Consider the following 18010-nt stretch of genomic DNA (forward strand, 5'->3'; position numbering starts at 1 on the left):
GCTAACTATCTGGCTGGTTTATCATCATTAATGAATATCTCTGCGGTTTGACCGCGTTTTCCCTTTTTCCTGAGGTTGATGTGCAGTTAACAAGTTTCACCGATTACGGCTTACGCGCGCTGATTTATATGGCGTCGTTACCCGATGGGAAGATGACCAGTATCTCTGAAGTCACAGAGGTATACGGTGTGTCCCGTAATCATATGGTCAAAATAATCAATCAACTTAGTCGTGCCGGATACGTTGCTGCCGTCCGCGGGAAGAATGGAGGGATCCGTCTCGGTAAACCGGCACAGAGTATCCGTATTGGCGATGTGGTACGTGAACTGGAGCCACTATCTCTGGTGAACTGTAGCAGCGCGTTCTGCCACATTACGCCCGCTTGCCGCCTGAAACAGGCGCTTTCAAAGGCCGTGCAAAGTTTTCTCATGGAACTGGATAACTACACGCTGGCCGATTTGGTTGAAGAGAATCAACCGCTTTATAAATTATTGCTGGTGGAATGAAGAAAATTTCCACCGGAGCTGACAACGGAGGAACCGACATGTCACAAGATCCTTTCCAGGAACGCGAAGCCGAAAAATACGCGAATCCTATCCCCAGCCGCGAGTTCATCATTGAACACTTAACAAAACGCGAAAAACCCGCCAATCGTGAAGAACTTGCCGTTGAATTAAACATTGAAGGTGAAGAGCAAATTGAAGCCCTTCGCCGCCGCCTGCGCGCCATGGAGCGCGACGGCCAGCTGGTCTTTACCCGCCGCCAGTGCTACGCGCTGCCGGAACGCCTCGACCTGCTGAAAGGCACCGTTATTGGTCACCGTGACGGCTTTGGCTTCCTGCGCGTGGAAGGCCGTAAAGACGACCTGTACCTCTCATCTGAACAGATGAAGATGTGTATCCACGGCGACCAGATCCTGGCGCAGCCGCTGGGCGCTGACCGTAAAGGCCGCCGCGAAGCGCGCGTGGTGCGCGTGCTGGTGCCAAAAACCAGCCAGATTGTGGGCCGCTATTTTACCGATGCGGGCGTCGGCTTTGTGGTGCCGGACGACAGCCGTCTGAGCTTCGATATTCTGATCCCACCTGAAGAGGTGATGGGCGCGCGCATGGGCTTTGTGGTGGTGGTAGAACTCACCCAGCGCCCAACCCGTCGCACCAAAGCGGTGGGTAAAATCGTCGAAGTGCTGGGCGATAATATGGGCACCGGCATGGCCGTCGATATGGCGCTGCGTACCCATGAAATTCCGTACGTCTGGCCGAAAGCGGTTGAAGATCAGATTGAAAACCTGCGTGAAGAAGTGCCGGAAGAGTCCAAAGCTGGCCGCGTCGATCTGCGCTCCCTGCCGCTGGTCACCATTGATGGTGAAGACGCCCGCGACTTCGATGACGCCGTATACTGTGAGAAAAAACGCGGTGGTGGCTGGCGTTTGTGGGTGGCCATTGCTGACGTAAGCTATTACGTGCGTCCGCACACGCCGCTGGATAACGAAGCGCGCAGCCGCGGTACGTCGGTGTACTTCCCGTCGCAGGTGGTACCGATGCTGCCAGAAGTGCTCTCTAACGGCCTCTGTTCCCTCAACCCGCAGGTGGACCGCCTGTGTATGGTCTGCGAAATGACCATCTCCAGCAAAGGTCGACTGACGGGCTACAAGTTCTACGAAGCGGTGATGAGCTCCCATGCGCGCCTGACCTACACCAAGGTCTGGCATATGTTGCAGGGCGATCAGGATCTGCGCGAACAGTACGCGCCGCTGGTCAAACACATTGAAGAACTGCACAACCTCTACAAAACGCTGGATCAGGCGCGCGAAGAGCGCGGTGGGATCTCGTTTGAGAGTGAAGAGGCCAAGTTCATCTTTAACGCCGAGCGTCGCATCGAGCGTATCGAGCAGACTCAGCGTAACGATGCCCACAAGCTGATTGAAGAGTGTATGATCCTGGCGAACATCTCGGCGGCCCGTTTCGTTGAGAAAGCCAAAGAGCCTGCGCTGTTCCGTATCCACGACAAGCCAACCACGGAAGCCGTGACCTCATTCCGCTCCGTGCTGGCTGAGCTCGGCCTGGAGCTGCCTGGCGGTAACAAGCCTGAGCCACGCGATTACGCCGAGCTGCTGGAATCCATCAGCGATCGTCCTGACGCGGAAATGCTGCAAACCATGCTGCTGCGCTCCATGAAGCAGGCGATTTACGATCCGGAAAATCGGGGCCACTTTGGCCTGGCGTTGCAGTCTTACGCGCACTTTACCTCGCCGATCCGCCGTTATCCGGATCTGTCACTGCACCGTGCGATCAAGTATCTGCTGGCGCATGAGCAGGGCCATAAAGGCAACACGACTGAAACCGGTGGGTATCACTACTCCATGGAAGAGATGCTGCAACTGGGTCAGCACTGTTCCATGACCGAGCGCCGTGCGGATGAAGCGACGCGCGACGTGGCGGACTGGCTGAAGTGTGACTTTATGCTGGATCAGGTTGGTAACGTCTTTAAAGGCGTGATTGCCAGCGTCACCGGCTTTGGTTTCTTCGTGCGTCTGGATGAGCTGTTTATCGACGGCCTGGTGCACGTTTCCAGCCTCGATAATGATTACTACCGTTTCGATCAGGTCGGTCAACGTCTGATCGGCGAATCCGGCGGCCAGACCTACCGTCTGGGCGATCGGGTGGAAGTGAAGGTTGAAGCCGTAAATATGGATGACCGTAAGATCGACTTCAGCCTCATCTCCAGCGAGCGTGCTCCGCGTAACGTCGGCAAAACCGAGCGTGAGAAAGCGAAAAAAGGCGGCAACGGTAAAGCGGGCGGCAAGCGACGTCAGGCAGGTAAAAGAGTAAACTTTGAGCCAGACAGCGCCTTCCGTGGCGAAAAGAAGCAGAAGCCCAAGGCGGCAAAAAAAGACGCCCGAAAAGCGAAAAAGCCGTCGACTAAAACCCAGAAAATAGCGGCCGCGACCAAAGCGAAGCGCGCGGCGAAGAAACAGCAGGCGGAGTAATTTCCCCTCACCCTGACCCTCTCCCCAACGGGAGAGGGGAAATATTTATTACGAGAACCATCAATGAGTGAAATGATTTACGGCATCCACGCGGTGCAGGCCCTGCTGGAGCGCGCACCGGAGCGTTTTCAGGAAGTCTTTATTCTGAAAGGGCGCGAAGACAAACGTCTGATGCCGCTGATCCACGCGCTGGAAGCGCAGGGCGTCGTGATCCAGCTGGCGAACCGCCAGTATCTGGATGAGAAAAGCGAAGGTGCGGTGCACCAGGGCATCATCGCGCGCGTGAAGCCGGGCCGTCAGTATCAGGAGAACGATCTGCCGGATCTGATCGCTGAGCTGGATAACCCGTTCTTCCTGATCCTTGATGGCGTGACCGACCCGCACAACCTGGGCGCGTGCCTGCGTAGCGCCGATGCAGCAGGCGTGCATGCGGTGATTGTGCCAAGAGATCGTTCCGCGCAGCTTAACGCGACCGCTAAAAAAGTGGCCTGCGGCGCGGCGGAAAACGTTCCGCTGATCCGTGTGACTAACCTGGCGCGCACCATGCGTCTGTTGCAGGAAGAGAATATCTGGATCGTCGGCACGGCCGGTGAAGCGGATCACACCCTGTATCAGAGCAAAATGACCGGCCGCATGGCGCTGGTGATGGGTGCTGAAGGTGAAGGCATGCGTCGCCTGACCCGCGAGCACTGCGACGAGCTGATCAGCATTCCGATGGCGGGCAGCGTGTCATCCCTGAACGTTTCCGTTGCAACGGGCATCTGCCTGTTTGAAGCGGTGCGCCAGCGCGGATAGCCTGTTATGCCGGGTGGCGGCTTCGCCTTACCCGGCCTACAAAGGCACGGTACCATAGGCCCGGTAAGCGCAGCGCCACCGGGCATTTACCTCACTCCTCTAACAACCGCAAATGGTCATCCTTCCTCAGCGTCATCAGCGCGAAAATACTCACCACCGCCGTTGCCATCACGTAGTAGGCCGGAATGTCCAGGTTGCCCGTCTGCTTAATCAGCCCGGTAATGATTAACCCCGCACAGCCCGAAAAAATCGCGTTCGATAACGAATAGGCCAGCCCCAGCCCCGTATAGCGCACGCGCGTGGGGAACATCTCAGACAGCATTGCCGGTCCCGGCCCTGCCAGCATCCCCACCAGACCGCCCGCAATCAGCACCACCATCGCTTTAACTGCCAGCGTACTCGATTCTGCCTGCAAAATTTTCAGCAGCGGCAGGGCGAGGATCAGCAGAAGCACGGTGGCGATAATCATCACCGTTCGCCGCCCGATCCTGTCGCTCAGCATGCCCGACGGAATGATAGTAAGCGCAAACCCAATGTTAGAAATCACCGCAATCAGCAGCGCCTGGTTAAAACCGGTGTGCAGCGCAGATTGCAGATAGGTCGGCATAATCACCAGATAGGTATACCCCGCCGCAGACCAGACCATCACCCGGCCAATGCCCATCAGAATGGTTTTGAACGTGGCGGCGGTGCTGACCTGAGTCATAACCGGTTTTTCCCGTTGCTGCACAAAGCTCGGCGTCTCTTCCATGCTCACCCGCAGCCATAGCGCGACCGCACCCATCGGCAACGCCAGGAAGAACGGAATGCGCCAGCCCCAGTCGTGCAGGGCGTCAGGAGAGAGAAGAGCGGAGAGCAACGCTACAATGCCTGCGCCCGCTAACAGCCCGAGCGCCACGGTGAAGGACTGCCATGCCCCGTAAAGGCCGCGCTTGCCGCGCGGGGCGAACTCTGTCATCAACGAAACCGCACCGCCGTACTCTCCGCCCGCGAACAGTCCTTGCAGAATACGCAGGAGCGTAACGATCAGCGGCGCGGCAATGCCGATACTGGCGTAGACCGGCACAATGCCAATAGCGGCGGTGGCGAGCGTCATCAGTATCAGCACAATAATCAGCGTCGGCTTGCGGCCAATCCTGTCGCCAATGCGGCCAAAGACCACCGCACCCAGCGGGCGGAAGAAAAAGGCGATGGCGAACGAGGCCCAGGTGAGGATCAGGCTGGTCAGCTCCGCTTCCCCTTCAAGCTGGAAGAAGTTTCTGGCAATGACGGTTGCCAGAAAACCGTAAACCGCAAATTCATACCACTCAATGAAGTTGCCGATGGAGCCTGCAATTAATGCACGCTTGTGCGCATCCTGTTGCATAACGATCCTCACAAAAACGGGGTAAGAATAAATTATTCAGCATTAGCGAAGTAATGAAATAGTTTATTCTTATGTTCTGTGAGCTATTTCACGGATGATATCAACACGATCGCCATCGTGTGACCCCTCTCCCATGCAGCGTGTTTGCCCTCTGTCCATACTTACCTTTATTGCCAATGAAAGGAGGGAGACAGCATGCACTGGCAGACGCATACCGTTTTTAATCAACCTGCACCGCTATCGAACAGCAACCTTTTCCTCTCTGATTGCGCCCTGCGCGATGCGGTAGCGCGTGAAGGGGCGGAGTGGGATCTGGATCTTCTTGCCAGCATCGGACAGCAGTTGGGCACGGCGGAGTCGCTGGAGCTGGGCAGGCTGGCGAACGTTAACCCGCCGGAACTGCTGCGTTATGACGCCACGGGAGCGCGGCTGGATGACGTCCGCTTTCATCCGGCATGGCATCTTCTGATGCAGGGGCTTTGCGCCAACCGGGTACACAACCTGGCGTGGGAAGAGGCGGCGCGAAAAGGATCGTTCGTCGCCCGGGCCGCGCGTTTCGTGCTGCATGCTCAGGTGGAGGCGGGAACGCTATGCCCGGTAACCATGACCTTTGCCGCCACGCCGCTGCTGCAACAGTTGCTGCCCAACCCCTTTCAGGACTGGTTAACCCCGCTGATGAGCGATCGTTACGATCCCCATCTCGCGCCGGGCGCGCAAAAGCGCGGCCTGCTGATCGGTATGGGGATGACGGAAAAGCAGGGCGGTTCGGACGTGCTCAGCAGCACCACCAGAGCAGAAAAATGCAGCGATGGCAGTTACCGGCTGGTGGGGCACAAATGGTTTTTCTCCGTACCGCAGAGCGATGCGCATCTGGTGCTGGCGCAGGCGAAAGGCGGATTGTCCTGCTTTTTTGTCCCGCGTTTCCTGCCCGACGGGCAGCGCAACGCGGTGCGTCTGGAGCGTCTGAAGGACAAGCTCGGCAACCGCTCGAATGCCAGCAGTGAGGCTGAGTTTCTCGATGCTTCCGGCTGGCTGCTGGGCGAAGAGGGAGAAGGCGTCCGGCAAATTCTGAAGATGGGCGGGCTGACGCGCGTCGACTGCGCGCTTGGCAGCCACGGGCTGATGCGCCGTGCGCTCTCGGTGGCGCTTTATCATGCCCATCAGCGGCAGACCTTCGGCAAAAATCTGATCGACCAGCCGTTAATGCGCGAGGTGCTAAGCCGGATGGCGCTGGTGCTGGAAGGGCAGACGGCGCTGCTGTTCCGACTCGCCCGGGCGTGGGACAACCGTACCGATCCGCAGGAAGCCGCGTGGGCGCGGCTTTTCACGCCGGCGGCAAAATACAGCGTCTGCAAAGCGGGCATACCGTTTGTGGCAGAGGCGATGGAGGTGCTGGGTGGCGCAGGCTATTGCGAAGAGAGTGAGCTTCCGCGGTTGTACCGTGAAATGCCCGTTAACAGCATCTGGGAAGGCTCTGGCAATATTATGTGCCTCGATGTCCTGCGCGTGCTGGCGAAGCAGCCAGGCATTCTCGACCTGCTCGCCGATGATTTTGCGCAGGTAAAAGGCCAGGACAGGCACTTCGATCGCAGCTGGCGGCAGCTACAGCAGAAGCTGCGCAAGCCACAGGAAGCGCAGGGCAGGGAGATCGCGCAGCAGCTCTTTTTACTGGGCGCTGGAAGCCAGATGCTGCGGCACGCATCGCCGCCCGTGGCGCAGGCGTGGTGCCGCATGATGCTGGATGCCCGGGGCGGCACGCTGATGAGCGAGCAGGTGCAAAACGACCTGCTGCTGCGCGCCACGGGCCGGGTCGGTTAAGCCTTCAGCTGGAACAGGCTCACCAGCCGGGTGAGGTGCGAACCTTTCTCGCGCAGCGTCTGTGCCGTCTGCTCGCTGCGTGAGATACGATCGGCATTAATATGCGATGCCTCACCGATGTGCGTCATGGCCAGATTCACCTGGCGAATCCCCGCAGACTGCTCGCGGGACGCGTGGTTGATCTCGGTGACAAGCTGGCTGATGTTATCGATATGAACAATGATGGAGTCCATCGCCAGGCGCGTTTTTTCAGACAGCGCGTGGCCTTCGCTTACCTTGTTCAGCGTGTCGCCAATCAGCTGTTCAATCTCTTTAACCGCGTTAGCGCTGCGTGCCGCCAGGGCGCGCACTTCCTGCGCCACCACGGCGAAACCTTTGCCGTGTTCGCCCGCCCGCGCCGCTTCTACCGCCGCATTGAGCGCCAGAATATTGGTCTGGAAAGCGATGGACTCAATCACGCGGGTGATGTCTTCAATGCGTTTTGATGCGTCGCGAATATCATCCATGGTGGAGACCGCGTGGGTCACCGTCTCTCCACCCTGATGCACCGCGCGCGAGGTTTCACCCACCAACTGCTGCGTTTGTTCCATGTTAGCGGCGTTTTGCTGCACGGTCGCGGCTAACTGCTCCATGCTGGCGGAGGTCTCCTCAACGCTGCTGGCCTGCTTGTTGATCTGCTCAGAGATCTCGCCAGTGTCTGAAGCCAGCGCGTTAGTCCCCAGATGGATCTCGCCTGCGGCCTCGCGGACCTGCAAGACAATTTTTTGCAGACCGCCGCCGATGCCGTTAATGGCGTCAACCAGCTGGCCGACTTCATCCTGTCGCGTGACCGGCAGGCTGGCACGCAGATCGCCTGCGGCATACTGCCGGGCAAGCTCGATTACCGCGCGCAGCGGGCGGGTCAGCATCCGGCGAATGAGGATAACGAACAAGCCCGCGAAGAGCGCGGATAACACCACGCCCGCCATCAGGAAGCGATCGCGCAGGGTGGTGACGCTTGAAAGCAGTACGGCCTTGTCCACTTCACCCACGATGGTCCAGTTCCAGCCCACCAGCGGCGTGTAGGCAACTTTGAGCGTACGGCCGTCCGCGCTCACGCGTTCCAGCGTGCCGGGTTTGTCACTCAAAAGCTGCTGCTGCGTCGCGGCGTCCCAGGCGGGCAGTTTGCCCTCTTCGCTGGCGTGGAACAGGTACTGTCCACGCGTTTTACCGCTGCTGCGGTCCAGCACGTAGAAATGGCCGCTCTCGCCCAGACGACGGTTAAGGATTTTCTCGCGCATGACGTTCCACGAATGGGTGATGTCCACGCCGACAAAGATAATCCCGATAACCTGGCCTTCCGCATTCTTAACAGGCTGGTATTGCGTGATGTAGCGCTTGCCGAACAGCAGAGCGAGTCCACGATAGACTTCCCCTTTCGTGACGGCGGCAAATGCCGGGCTGGTGGTATCCAGAACGGTTCCGATCGCGCGGTCACCGTTCTCTTTTCGCAGCGACGTCGCCACGCGAATAAAATCGTTACCGCTGCGGACAAACACCGTCGAGATAGCCCCCGTTCGGCTCAGGAAGTCATCAGAAAGCGAATTGTTTTCATGCAACTCCGTTTCACCGCCCTTCAGCAGAGGAACGGTAAGGCCGTTAATGGTCCGGCTCTGGCTGCTGTCGCTGTTCAGTGGCTGTGGCAAAAAGGTGGTGAACAGACGGGTATAGCTCTCGACCTCTTCGCTCAGGCTGGTGTTGAACATCTCTACCATATCCACCATGCCGGTAGACTGGTTATGCAGGTCTTCAACCGCAAGATCTTCAAGCTGCTGGCTGGCGTTGTGGCTCAACAGGAAAGTGAACAGCAAAAAAAGCGTGGCGACACTTGCACCTGTAAGCAGCGATAGCTTCGTGCCCAGACCTGCCCGACGGAAAAAAGTGATCATAAATTGCTCATCATTGAAAAGGTATGGCTGTTCAACGGCAGAGCGGAGAGAACGTTTATCTTTTTACTGTAACTGAATGTTACTAGATTGTTTTTATTGCGTTTCTGGAGAGATAAAAAATTTGCAAAAGTGAAAAGCCACTAAAATTAAGTGGCTTTTATCGGAAGGGATTATGCATAAAGAATGGCCTGTACGCGCCAGAGATTAACATGGTGATCTTCCTGCATCTGGACGATGCGATACCAGGAGGCACCCTGTTCATCGGCCTTCAGGGCGACGACACGTTCCACGTCTTGCGGACTCCCCGTTATATTGTTAACGGAGATCTGACCAATCTCGTTCAGGCCCGTGACGCAATCCGCGCTGGCAAATTCGGCTGACTGTGCCGTGGTGCTCAGCAGGCCTGCTGAAAGTAATAGCGTCGTTAAAGCAAGGGTTCGTTTCATCGTCAGCTCCTTTTCACGTGTCTCCGGTATCCGCCGGGCAATCCTTCGCGAATAAACGCATTTCCATTGTTGCTGGCATGCAGTTTATTGTGGACAGGAAAATGTCTACGGACGAAAAGCAGTGTAAAGGTCGTTCAAATGATGATGCCTACTTACGGTACAAAATTCCCTGCGCGTACCACTGTCCCGTAATAATGGTTTCATCAATCATAATGATGACGTAATAATCTGCTTTTGCGGCAACGGCCTGCGCTTCAATTGCGTCTTCTGCATCATCCGGTGAACCGCGAACCATCGCGGATACGGTTCCCAGGCGTTGTAATCCTTCCGTCTGATTACGACGAATTTCCTGGGGACGATCGGTAACCGGCGGTGCCGGTTCTGGCGTACCCTGCAATACGGAACATCCGCCGAGCAGTGTGACCAGCAATAAAGCGGTAAGCCTGCGCATAGCCCTGTCTCTTTTCCTGATAGCCATAGTGTAGTTGTCTGCGAATTTAGTTTTGGGGGAATGTTCCCGAAGTGTTATCTGGAACGTAGATTTCGAATGAAAATATCGTGAAACCGTAATCCAGCTCTCAACATTATGAATCATTCATCAGCACAGGATCGACAATGATTGAAATTGAAACGCGCCGCCTGAATGACCATGAAATCCTCCATGCTTTTCCGGCAGGTAAAGGTGAACAACCGCTGCCGGCGGTGGTTTTCTATCATGGCTTTCTCTCCTCGAAGCTGGTCTACAGCTATTTTGCCGTCGCGCTGGCGCAGGCCGGCTTTCGCGTCGTCATGCCTGATGCCCCGAACCATGGTGCACGCTTTAACGGCGATGAGCAGGCGCGGCTGGGGCTGTTCTGGCAAACGCTGCACGGCAATCTGACCGAGTTCGCCGGGCTGCGTGACGCGCTCTTACAGGCGGGGCTGGTGGAGGGTAAACGGCTGGCGGTCGCAGGCGCATCAATGGGCGGAATGACGGCGCTGGGGATCATGGCCAGGCATCCTGAGGTGACGTCCGTGGCTTGCCTGATGGGGTCGGGCTACTTTACGTCACTGGCAAAGACGCTGTTTCCGCCGCAGGCACCTCAGGAGATTGAGGCTCTGTTGTTTGAATGGGACGTCAGCCACGCGCTTTCGCGGCTGGCCGATCGTCCGCTGCTGCTCTGGCATGGAGATGCCGACGACGTTGTACCGCCCGGTGAAACGTTCCGTCTGCAACAGGCGCTACAGCGCGAAGGGCTGGACAGCAATCTGACCTGCCAGTGGGGAGCCGGTGTCCGGCACCGCATTACCCCGGCAGCACTGGAGGCGACGGTGGCGTTTTTCCGCCAGCATCTTTAAACGCGGAGCACCTTAACCCCCTGATCCTCAAGCTTGCTGAGGATCTCAGGGTTGGCGTTTTTGCCGGTGATCACCATGCTGATTTGCTCGGCGCGGCTGAAAAGCATGCCGGCGCGTTCACCGACCTTGCTGCTGTCGACCAGCACCACCAGCTTGCCTACCACGTTAAGCATGTTTTGTTCCGCCATTGCGGTGAGCATATCGGTTTTATACAGGCCATCCGCCGTCAGACCCTTGCCGCTGGTAAACATCCAGTGCCCGGCATAAAGGCTATTTTCACTGTCCTGCGGGCTAAGGGTAATGGACTGGCTCTTGTTGTACTGGCCGCCCATGATCACCACGCTTTCATGTTCCTGGTCAATGAGATAGTTGGCCAGCGGCAGGTAGTTGGTAATGATTTGCACCGGCTTGCCGCACATCTCGCGGCCCAGCAGAAACGCCGTCGAGCCGCAGTTGATCACCACGCTCTCGCCGGGATTCACCAGCTGTGACGCCGCTCGGGCAATCCGCACCTTTTCATCGTGATTCTGCGCCTGGTGGATGTTCATTGGCGTCCAGCGTGGACGCTGCTGGCTGATGGCCTCTGCGCCGTTGCGGACTTTTTTCAGCTTGCCGCTCTCATCCAGCTTGTTGATATCCCGCCGCGCGGTAGCGGGGGAGATCCCTAAACGTTCGATCACTTTCTCGACGGTGATAAACCCTGTTTGCGCCAGGAGTTCCAGTAAAATTTGATGCCGTTGCGCTTCCGTCATGAGCTATTCCGATAAGAATTGATTTGAAAAGATAATATTTGAAATAGCGTGAAATTACTAAAATAAAAATGACATCGCCAGACGCAGGGTCTGGCGACTGGGCTTCACAATCAGAGGAAGGATTTAAACGGCAGGTCTGGCTCAATAGTAAAGCAATCATCGAAGCCACGCGGGTAGTGGTACTCAAGATTGTCTTTATCCAGCGGCCAGGTGAATTTGCCGCCAACCTGCCAGATGAACGGCTTGAAGCCATACTTGAGGCGGTCTTTTTTCATCTCCCACAGGACGCGGATCTCTTGCGGATCGGCCTGGAAGTTTGACCAGATATCGTGATGGAACGGGATCACCACTTTGGTGTTCAGCGCTTCCGCCATGCGCAGCATATCCGCGCTGGTCATTTTGTCCGTAATACCGCGCGGGTTTTCCCCGTAGGAGCCAAGCGCCACGTCAATCTGATGCTCGTTGCCGTGCTTCGCGTAGTAGTTAGAGTAGTGGGAATCTCCGCTGTGATACAGGGAGCCGCCAGGCGTTTTGAACAGGTAGTTCACCGCGCGCTCGTCCATCCCGTCTGGCAGTACGCCTGCGGCTTTCTGGTCGGCAGGCAGGGTAATCAGCGCGGTGCGGTCAAAAGCATCCAGGGCGTGAATTTCAATGTCTTTGATTTTCACCACGTCGCCCGGCTTCATCACGATGCAGCGCTCTTGTGGTACGCCCCAGCCGATCCACAAATCCACGCAGGTCTGCGGCCCGATAAACGGTACGTCGTCCGCGCAGTTTTGCATCACCGCGGCCGCCACGTTTACGTCAATGTGATCGTTGTGATCGTGGGTAGAGAGCACGGCGTCGATCTGGCGAATGGCAAAAGGATCAAGCACAAAAGGCGTGGTGCGCAGGTTCGGCTGAAGTTTTTCCACCCCGGCCATACGCTGCATCTGGTGGCCTTTTTTCATCAGCGGATTGCCGTGGCTCTGCTTGCCGGTGCCGCACCAGAAATCGACGCAAATGTTGGCGCCGCCTTCTGACTTCAGCCAGATGCCGGTGCAGCCCAGCCACCACATCGCAAAGGTGCCAGGAGCAACCTGTTCCTGCTCGATCTCTTCGTTCAGCCAGCTACCCCACTCTGGAAAGGTGCTCAGGATCCATGATTCACGGGTGATGGTTTCCACTTTACTCATCGTTTGACTCCTGCTTTTAATCAAAAATAATCATTATGTGATTTGTTGTGATTAATGCTGGCACTGTTTGCATCGATTTGCAATGGCTGGTGTGCGGAAAATTCCCCTCGCCACATCACAGAAAAACCCTCTGTTCGTTGTTAAGATAACCGCTATATGTCATTAACATGATGAATTTTAAGAATTAATTTGCTGTTCTTCATCGGTAGTGAAAATCATTACAAAAGTTATGGAAATAAATTGCGTGATCCGTCACAAATAATCAAATGCAATCTTGTGATGATTATTTGTGATTAATAGAGTGATGGCACCAACCACACAAGGATTACCCCTTGTGTTCTCACTTTCTGGAGAGAGTTATGGAGATCCTCTACAACGTCTTTACCGTGTTCTTTAATCAGGTAATGACCAACGCCCCGCTGTTGCTGGGTATCGTGACGTGCCTGGGTTACATCCTGCTGCGCAAAAGCGTCAGCGTGATTATCAAAGGCACCATCAAAACCATCATTGGTTTTATGCTGTTGCAGGCAGGGTCTGGCATTCTGACCAGCACGTTTAAGCCGGTCGTTGCCAAAATGTCCGAGGTGTACGGCATTAACGGCGCCATCTCTGACACTTACGCGTCCATGATGGCCACTATCGATCGTATGGGTGATGCGTACAGCTGGGTTGGATATGCGGTACTGCTCGCGCTGGCGCTGAACATCATTTACGTGCTCCTGCGTCGCATCACCGGCATTCGTACCATCATGCTTACCGGACACATCATGTTCCAGCAGGCGGGGCTGATTGCCGTTTCTCTCTATATCTTCGGCTACCCAATGTGGACCACGGTCATCTGCACGGCAGTGCTGGTCTCGCTTTACTGGGGCATCACCTCCAACATGATGTACAAGCCCACGCAGGACGTCACGGACGGCTGCGGCTTTTCCATCGGTCACCAGCAGCAGTTCGCCTCCTGGATTGCCTACAAAGTTGCGCCTTATCTGGGCAAAAAAGAGGAGAGTGTCGAAGACCTCAAACTGCCTGGCTGGTTGAATATCTTCCACGACAACATCGTCTCAACGGCGATTGTGATGACCCTTTTCTTCGGTGCCATTCTGCTCTCCTTCGGCATTGACGTGGTGCAGGCCATGGCGGGTAAAACCCACTGGACGGTCTATATCCTGCAAACCGGCTTCTCTTTCGCCGTGGCCATTTTCATCATCACCCAGGGCGTGCGCATGTTCGTTGCCGAACTCTCTGAGGCGTTCAACGGTATCTCCCAGCGCCTGATCCCTGGCGCGGTACTGGCGATTGACTGTGCGGCTATCTATAGCTTTGCGCCTAACGCCGTGGTCTGGGGCTTTATGTGGGGCACCATCGGCCAGCTGATTGCGGTCGGCATCCTGGTGGGCTGTGGCTCCTCCATCCTGATTATTCCCGGCTTTATCCCGATGTTCTTCTCCAACGCCACCATCGGCGTGTTTGCGAATCACTTCGGCGGATGGCGCGCCGCGCTCAAGATCTGCCTAGTGATGGGCATGGTTGAAATCTTCGGCTGCGTGTGGGCGGTCAAGCTCACCGGTATGAGCGCCTGGATGGGCATGGCGGACTGGTCAATTCTGGCACCGCCGATGATGCAGGGCTTTGCCTCCGTCGGGCTGGTCTTTATGGCCGTCATCATCCTGATTGCATTGACTTATATGTTCTTCGCTGGCCGTTCGCTGCGGGCTGAAGAAGATGCGGAAAAACAAACAGCAGAAGTTTCTGCTCACTAAGGAGTTTCGATTATGACCGTACGTATCCTGGCTGTGTGTGGCAATGGGCAAGGAAGCTCCATGATCATGAAAATGAAAGTGGACCAGTTTTTAACCCAGTCAAACATTGACCACACGGTGAACAGCTGCGCAGTGGGTGAATACAAAAGTGAACTGAACGGCGCGGACATCATCATCGCCTCAACGCACATTGCCGATGAGATTAGCGTCTCGGGTAACAAATACGTGGTAGGCGTGCGCAACATGCTGTCGCCTGCGGATTTTGGACCAAAACTGCTGGAAGTGATCAAAGAACACTTCCCACAGGACGTGAAGTAAGGACGCCACATGAAACTACGTGATTCGCTGGCAGAGAATAACGCCATCCTTTTACAGGCCGACGCCAGCACCTGGCAGGACGCGGTGAAGCTGAGCGTGGATCTGCTGGTTAAGGCGGATGTTGTCGAGCCGCGTTATTACCAGGCCATTCTGGACGGCGTGGCGCAGCACGGCCCCTATTTTGTGATTGCCCCGGGGCTGGCCATGCCGCATGGACGTCCGGAAGAGGGCGTCAGGAAAACCGGTTTTGCGCTGGTGACGCTGAAAACGCCGCTGGTGTTCAACCACGAAGATAACGACCCGGTCGATATCCTCATCACCATGGCGGCTGTCGATGCCAACACCCACCAGGAGGTGGGGATCATGCAAATCGTCAATCTGTTTGAGGACGAAGCCAATTTCGACCGTTTACGCGCCTGTCGTACCACGCAGGAAGTACTGGATTTAATTGATCACGCCACTGCGGCGGCAGTTTAAGAGGGAATTGAATATGTCTTTACCAATGTTACAGGTCGCGCTGGATAACCAGACGCTGTCTCACGCCTACGAAACCACCCGCCTGATTGCGGAAGAAGTCGACATCATCGAAGTGGGCACCATTCTGTGCGTAGGCGAAGGCGTACGCGCCGTTCGTGACCTGAAAGCGCTCTACCCGCATAAAATCGTGCTCGCAGATGCCAAAATCGCCGATGCGGGCAAAATTCTCTCTCGCATGTGCTTCGAAGCCAACGCTGACTGGGTCACCGTGATTTGCTGTGCGGATATCAACACCGCGAAAGGTGCCCTGGATGTGGCAAAAGAGTTTAACGGCGACGTGCAGATAGAGCTGACCGGTTTCTGGACCTGGGAGCAGGCGCAGGCGTGGCGCGACGCGGGTATTCAGCAGGTGGTGTATCACCGCAGCCGCGATGCGCAGGCCGCAGGCGTGGCGTGGGGCGAGGCCGATATCAGCGCGATCAAACGCCTGGCCGATATGGACTTCAAAGTCACCGTTACCGGTGGCCTGGCGCTGGAAGATCTGCCGCTGTTCAAGGGTATTCCAATCCACGTCTTTATTGCCGGCCGCAGCATTCGCGACGCGGCATCTCCGGTGGAAGCGGCGCGTCAGTTCAAACGCTCCATCGCTCAGCTTTGGGGCTAAGGAGCGGGTATGTTGTCAAAACAGGTCCCGCTTGGCATCTATGAAAAGGCACTCCCTGCGGGGGAGTGCTGGCTGGAGCGGTTACAGCTGGCGAAGCAGCTGGGTTTTGATTTTGTCGAAATGTCGGTGGATGAGACGGACGAGCGCCTTTCTCGCCTGGACTGGACCCGCGAGCAGCGTCTGGCGCTAGTGAGCGCCATTGCCGAAACCGGCGTGCGGGTGCCATCCATGTGCCTGAGCGCGCACCGTCGTTTTCCGCTTGGCAGTGAAGACGATGCCGTGCGCGCTGAGGGGCTGGAGATCATGCGCAAAGCCATTCGTTTTGCGCAGGATGTCGGCATCCGCGTGATCCAGCTGGCGGGTTACGACGTTTACTATCAGGACGCCAACGATGAAACGCGCCGTCGTTTCCGTGACGGCCTGAAAGAGAGCGTTGAGATGGCAAGCCGCGCGCAGGTGACGCTGGCGATGGAGATCATGGATTATCCCTTGATGAACTCCATCAGCAAGGCGCTGGGCTACGCACACTACCTGAACAACCCGTGGTTCCAGCTGTATCCGGATATCGGCAACCTGTCGGCATGGGATAACGACGTACAGATGGAGCTTCAGGCGGGCATCGGGCATATCGTGGCGGTGCACGTCAAAGATACCCGTCCCGGCGTGTTTAAAAACGTGCCGTTCGGCACCGGGGTGGTGGATTTCGAACGGTGCTTCCAGACGCTCAAACAGACCGGCTATTGCGGGCCTTATCTGATTGAGATGTGGAGCGAAACTGTGGACGACCCGGCGGCAGAAGTGGCGAAAGCCAGGGACTGGGTGCGCGAGCGGATGGCGCGGGCAGGCCTGCTGGAGGCGGAACATGCTTAAGCTAAAACAGCAGGTCTTTGAGGCCAATATGGATCTGCCGCGCTATGGCCTGGTGACGTTCACCTGGGGCAACGTGAGTGCCATCGATCGCGAGCAGGGGCTGGTGGTGATTAAGCCGAGCGGCGTAGCCTATGACGCCATGCGCGCTGAAGATATGGTGGTGGTTGACCTCGAAGGACACGTCGTTGAGGGCAAATGGCGTCCTTCTTCAGATACGGCAACCCATCTGGCGCTGTACCAGCGTTATCCGTCTCTGGGGGGCGTTGTTCACACCCACTCCACGCACGCGACCGCCTGGGCGCAGGCTGGGCTGGCAATTCCGGCGCTGGGCACAACCCATGCGGACTACTTCTTCGGTGATATTCCCTGCACGCGCGCGTTAACGCAGGCTGAAGTCGAAGGTGAGTACGAACGCAACACCGGCAGGGTCATTATCGACACGCTGGGTGAGACGGAACCACTGCACACGCCGGGGATTGTGGTGTACCAGCATGGACCGTTCTCGTGGGGTAAAGATGCGCATGACGCCGTGCATAACGCGGTGGTCATGGAAGAAGTGGCTCGAATGGCGTGGATTGCGCGCGGCATTAACCCGCAGCTTCAGGGCATTGATGATTACCTGATGAACAAGCATTTCATGCGTAAGCACGGACCCAATGCTTATTACGGGCAGAAGTGAATATGTGCTCTGGAATACCGAAACAGCTGTAACCGGTGGTATTCCGGGGCCATTCATAAAAAAAGCCCCCGCGCAGGGGGCAAGTCATATATTGCTTTGATTTTCGTTGGCTTTCCTGGTGCTGGCGATAAAACGTTACTGGTAGATATCTGCACTGGCGTGCATATTGCCGTTGCTGCCGGGCTCACGTGTCAGGATGACGTGATAGTATTTTGCGCCCCGCGCGTCGGTTTCTTCATTCAGCGCCCAATCTGCTTCACTTTCAATGGCGAAGTTATGATTGATGTAAATTACGCCTAAGCTCTGCACATCATCCATGTTTCTGGCCTGTCGGCTGTCTATCCTGATGGCTGCCGTTGCGTTTGCACTGAGCAAAAGCGCAGCCAAAATGGCGATTGCGATTCTTTTCATGATATGCGCTCCACGACTGCGTGCGGTGATACGGGGTAATGCGCTCCTTCTCTGTTTAAGGGATTCTGATTAAAGTGTAATCGCTCCACTGGTTGCGATGGGTGACCATTTCTGATGGTGTTGTTCAAAAAAACAGCGCTTCTGATGCGAGTGATTTTAAATCACCCACTTAGATCAGCTTTACGCTTTGTGCGAATTATTTGCGCAATCACCTTGTGTTTAGCGGG

18 protein-coding genes are annotated in these 18010 nt (G+C 56.3%); 11 read left to right on the plus strand and 7 right to left on the minus strand.

Annotated elements, in window-relative coordinates:
- The first annotated feature begins 80 nt into the window (after window positions 1-80).
- The 3 genes from nsrR to rlmB all read left to right on the plus strand — a co-directional run bounded on the left by nsrR (window position 81) and on the right by rlmB (window position 3781).
- Complete coding sequence (gene nsrR / locus INF58_RS14590) at window positions 81-506, plus strand: nitric oxide-sensing transcriptional repressor NsrR (RefSeq protein ID WP_063450982.1); 426 nt, start codon at window positions 81-83, stop codon at window positions 504-506.
- A 38-nt stretch (window positions 507-544) separates the two neighbouring features.
- The gene (rnr, locus tag INF58_RS14595) at window positions 545-2986 is read left to right on the plus strand and encodes a ribonuclease R (protein ID WP_064910249.1); all 2442 of its coding nucleotides are present in this window, start codon (window positions 545-547) and stop codon (window positions 2984-2986) included.
- A 63-nt stretch (window positions 2987-3049) separates the two neighbouring features.
- A complete protein-coding gene (rlmB, locus tag INF58_RS14600) occupies window positions 3050-3781 on the plus strand; it encodes a 23S rRNA (guanosine(2251)-2'-O)-methyltransferase RlmB (RefSeq protein WP_003856001.1) in 732 nt (243 codons plus the stop codon).
- Between the two features lie 91 nt (window positions 3782-3872).
- Here the strand turns inward: rlmB and INF58_RS14605 are convergent, their stop codons facing one another.
- On the minus strand, window positions 3873-5147 hold the full coding sequence (locus tag INF58_RS14605) for an MFS transporter (protein ID WP_193527953.1): 1275 nt from the start codon (window positions 5145-5147) through the stop codon (window positions 3873-3875).
- A gap of 195 nt (window positions 5148-5342) precedes the next feature.
- On the opposite strand from INF58_RS14605, the gene INF58_RS14610 reads away from it, so the two are divergent.
- Window positions 5343-6965, plus strand: coding sequence for an isovaleryl-CoA dehydrogenase (locus tag INF58_RS14610; protein WP_193527954.1), 1623 nt, complete (start codon window positions 5343-5345; stop codon window positions 6963-6965).
- On the opposite strand, the gene INF58_RS14615 is transcribed toward INF58_RS14610, so the two are convergent.
- The 3 genes from INF58_RS14615 to bsmA all read right to left on the minus strand — a co-directional run bounded on the left by INF58_RS14615 (window position 6962) and on the right by bsmA (window position 9817).
- On the minus strand, window positions 6962-8893 hold the full coding sequence (locus INF58_RS14615) for a methyl-accepting chemotaxis protein (protein ID WP_193527955.1): 1932 nt from the start codon (window positions 8891-8893) through the stop codon (window positions 6962-6964). The genes INF58_RS14610 and INF58_RS14615 overlap by 4 nt on opposite strands.
- A gap of 170 nt (window positions 8894-9063) precedes the next feature.
- A complete protein-coding gene (yjfN, locus tag INF58_RS14620) occupies window positions 9064-9339 on the minus strand; it encodes a DUF1471 family protease activator YjfN (protein WP_063450923.1) in 276 nt (91 codons plus the stop codon).
- A gap of 148 nt (window positions 9340-9487) precedes the next feature.
- A complete protein-coding gene (gene bsmA / locus INF58_RS14625; protein ID WP_063867144.1) occupies window positions 9488-9817 on the minus strand; it encodes a biofilm peroxide resistance protein BsmA in 330 nt (109 codons plus the stop codon).
- A gap of 137 nt (window positions 9818-9954) precedes the next feature.
- Here bsmA and yjfP point away from each other — a divergent pair, with 137 nt between their 5' ends.
- Window positions 9955-10677, plus strand: a complete 723-nt coding sequence (yjfP, locus tag INF58_RS14630) for an esterase (RefSeq protein ID WP_193527956.1) — start codon at window positions 9955-9957, stop codon at window positions 10675-10677.
- Here yjfP and ulaR read toward each other — a convergent pair.
- Entirely contained in the window at window positions 10674-11429 is a 756-nt protein-coding gene (gene ulaR / locus INF58_RS14635; protein WP_063867148.1) for an HTH-type transcriptional regulator UlaR, read from the minus strand. The two genes, yjfP and ulaR, sit on opposite strands and share 4 nt — an antisense overlap.
- A gap of 110 nt (window positions 11430-11539) precedes the next feature.
- Window positions 11540-12604, minus strand: a complete 1065-nt coding sequence (ulaG, locus tag INF58_RS14640; RefSeq protein ID WP_063867151.1) for an L-ascorbate 6-phosphate lactonase — start codon at window positions 12602-12604, stop codon at window positions 11540-11542.
- Window positions 12605-12963: 359 nt separating this feature from the next.
- Here ulaG and ulaA point away from each other — a divergent pair, with 359 nt between their 5' ends.
- Genes ulaA through INF58_RS14670 form a run of 6 tightly spaced genes read left to right on the plus strand, consistent with a single transcriptional unit; the run spans window position 12964 to window position 17372 of the window.
- Entirely contained in the window at window positions 12964-14364 is a 1401-nt protein-coding gene (gene ulaA, locus INF58_RS14645; RefSeq protein WP_022646831.1) for a PTS ascorbate transporter subunit IIC, read from the plus strand.
- Window positions 14365-14376: 12 nt separating this feature from the next.
- The gene (ulaB, locus tag INF58_RS14650) at window positions 14377-14682 is read left to right on the plus strand and encodes a PTS ascorbate transporter subunit IIB (protein ID WP_193527957.1); all 306 of its coding nucleotides are present in this window, start codon (window positions 14377-14379) and stop codon (window positions 14680-14682) included.
- A 9-nt stretch (window positions 14683-14691) separates the two neighbouring features.
- Window positions 14692-15159 carry a PTS ascorbate transporter subunit IIA gene (gene ulaC / locus INF58_RS14655; RefSeq protein ID WP_193527958.1) on the plus strand — a complete coding sequence of 156 codons (468 nt, stop codon included), beginning with the start codon at window positions 14692-14694 and terminating at the stop codon, window positions 15157-15159.
- Between the two features lie 13 nt (window positions 15160-15172).
- Window positions 15173-15823 carry a 3-keto-L-gulonate-6-phosphate decarboxylase UlaD gene (gene ulaD, locus INF58_RS14660; RefSeq protein ID WP_193527959.1) on the plus strand — a complete coding sequence of 217 codons (651 nt, stop codon included), beginning with the start codon at window positions 15173-15175 and terminating at the stop codon, window positions 15821-15823.
- 9 nt (window positions 15824-15832) lie between these two features.
- Window positions 15833-16693 (plus strand): L-ribulose-5-phosphate 3-epimerase, encoded by an 861-nt coding sequence (locus tag INF58_RS14665; RefSeq protein WP_193527960.1) that lies wholly within the window; start codon window positions 15833-15835, stop codon window positions 16691-16693.
- A complete protein-coding gene (locus INF58_RS14670) occupies window positions 16686-17372 on the plus strand; it encodes an L-ribulose-5-phosphate 4-epimerase (protein ID WP_193527961.1) in 687 nt (228 codons plus the stop codon). The genes INF58_RS14665 and INF58_RS14670 overlap by 8 nt, the downstream gene beginning before the upstream one ends.
- Window positions 17373-17507: 135 nt before the next feature.
- Here the strand turns inward: INF58_RS14670 and yjfY are convergent, their stop codons facing one another.
- Window positions 17508-17783, minus strand: a complete 276-nt coding sequence (yjfY, locus tag INF58_RS14675; protein WP_193527962.1) for a DUF1471 family protein YjfY — start codon at window positions 17781-17783, stop codon at window positions 17508-17510.
- Between the last annotated feature and the right edge of the window lie 227 nt (window positions 17784-18010).

Origin of the sequence: Enterobacter cloacae complex sp. P24RS (assembly GCF_014982165.1) — a bacterium.
In the GTDB taxonomy this organism is placed as follows: domain Bacteria; phylum Pseudomonadota; class Gammaproteobacteria; order Enterobacterales; family Enterobacteriaceae; genus Enterobacter; species Enterobacter quasihormaechei.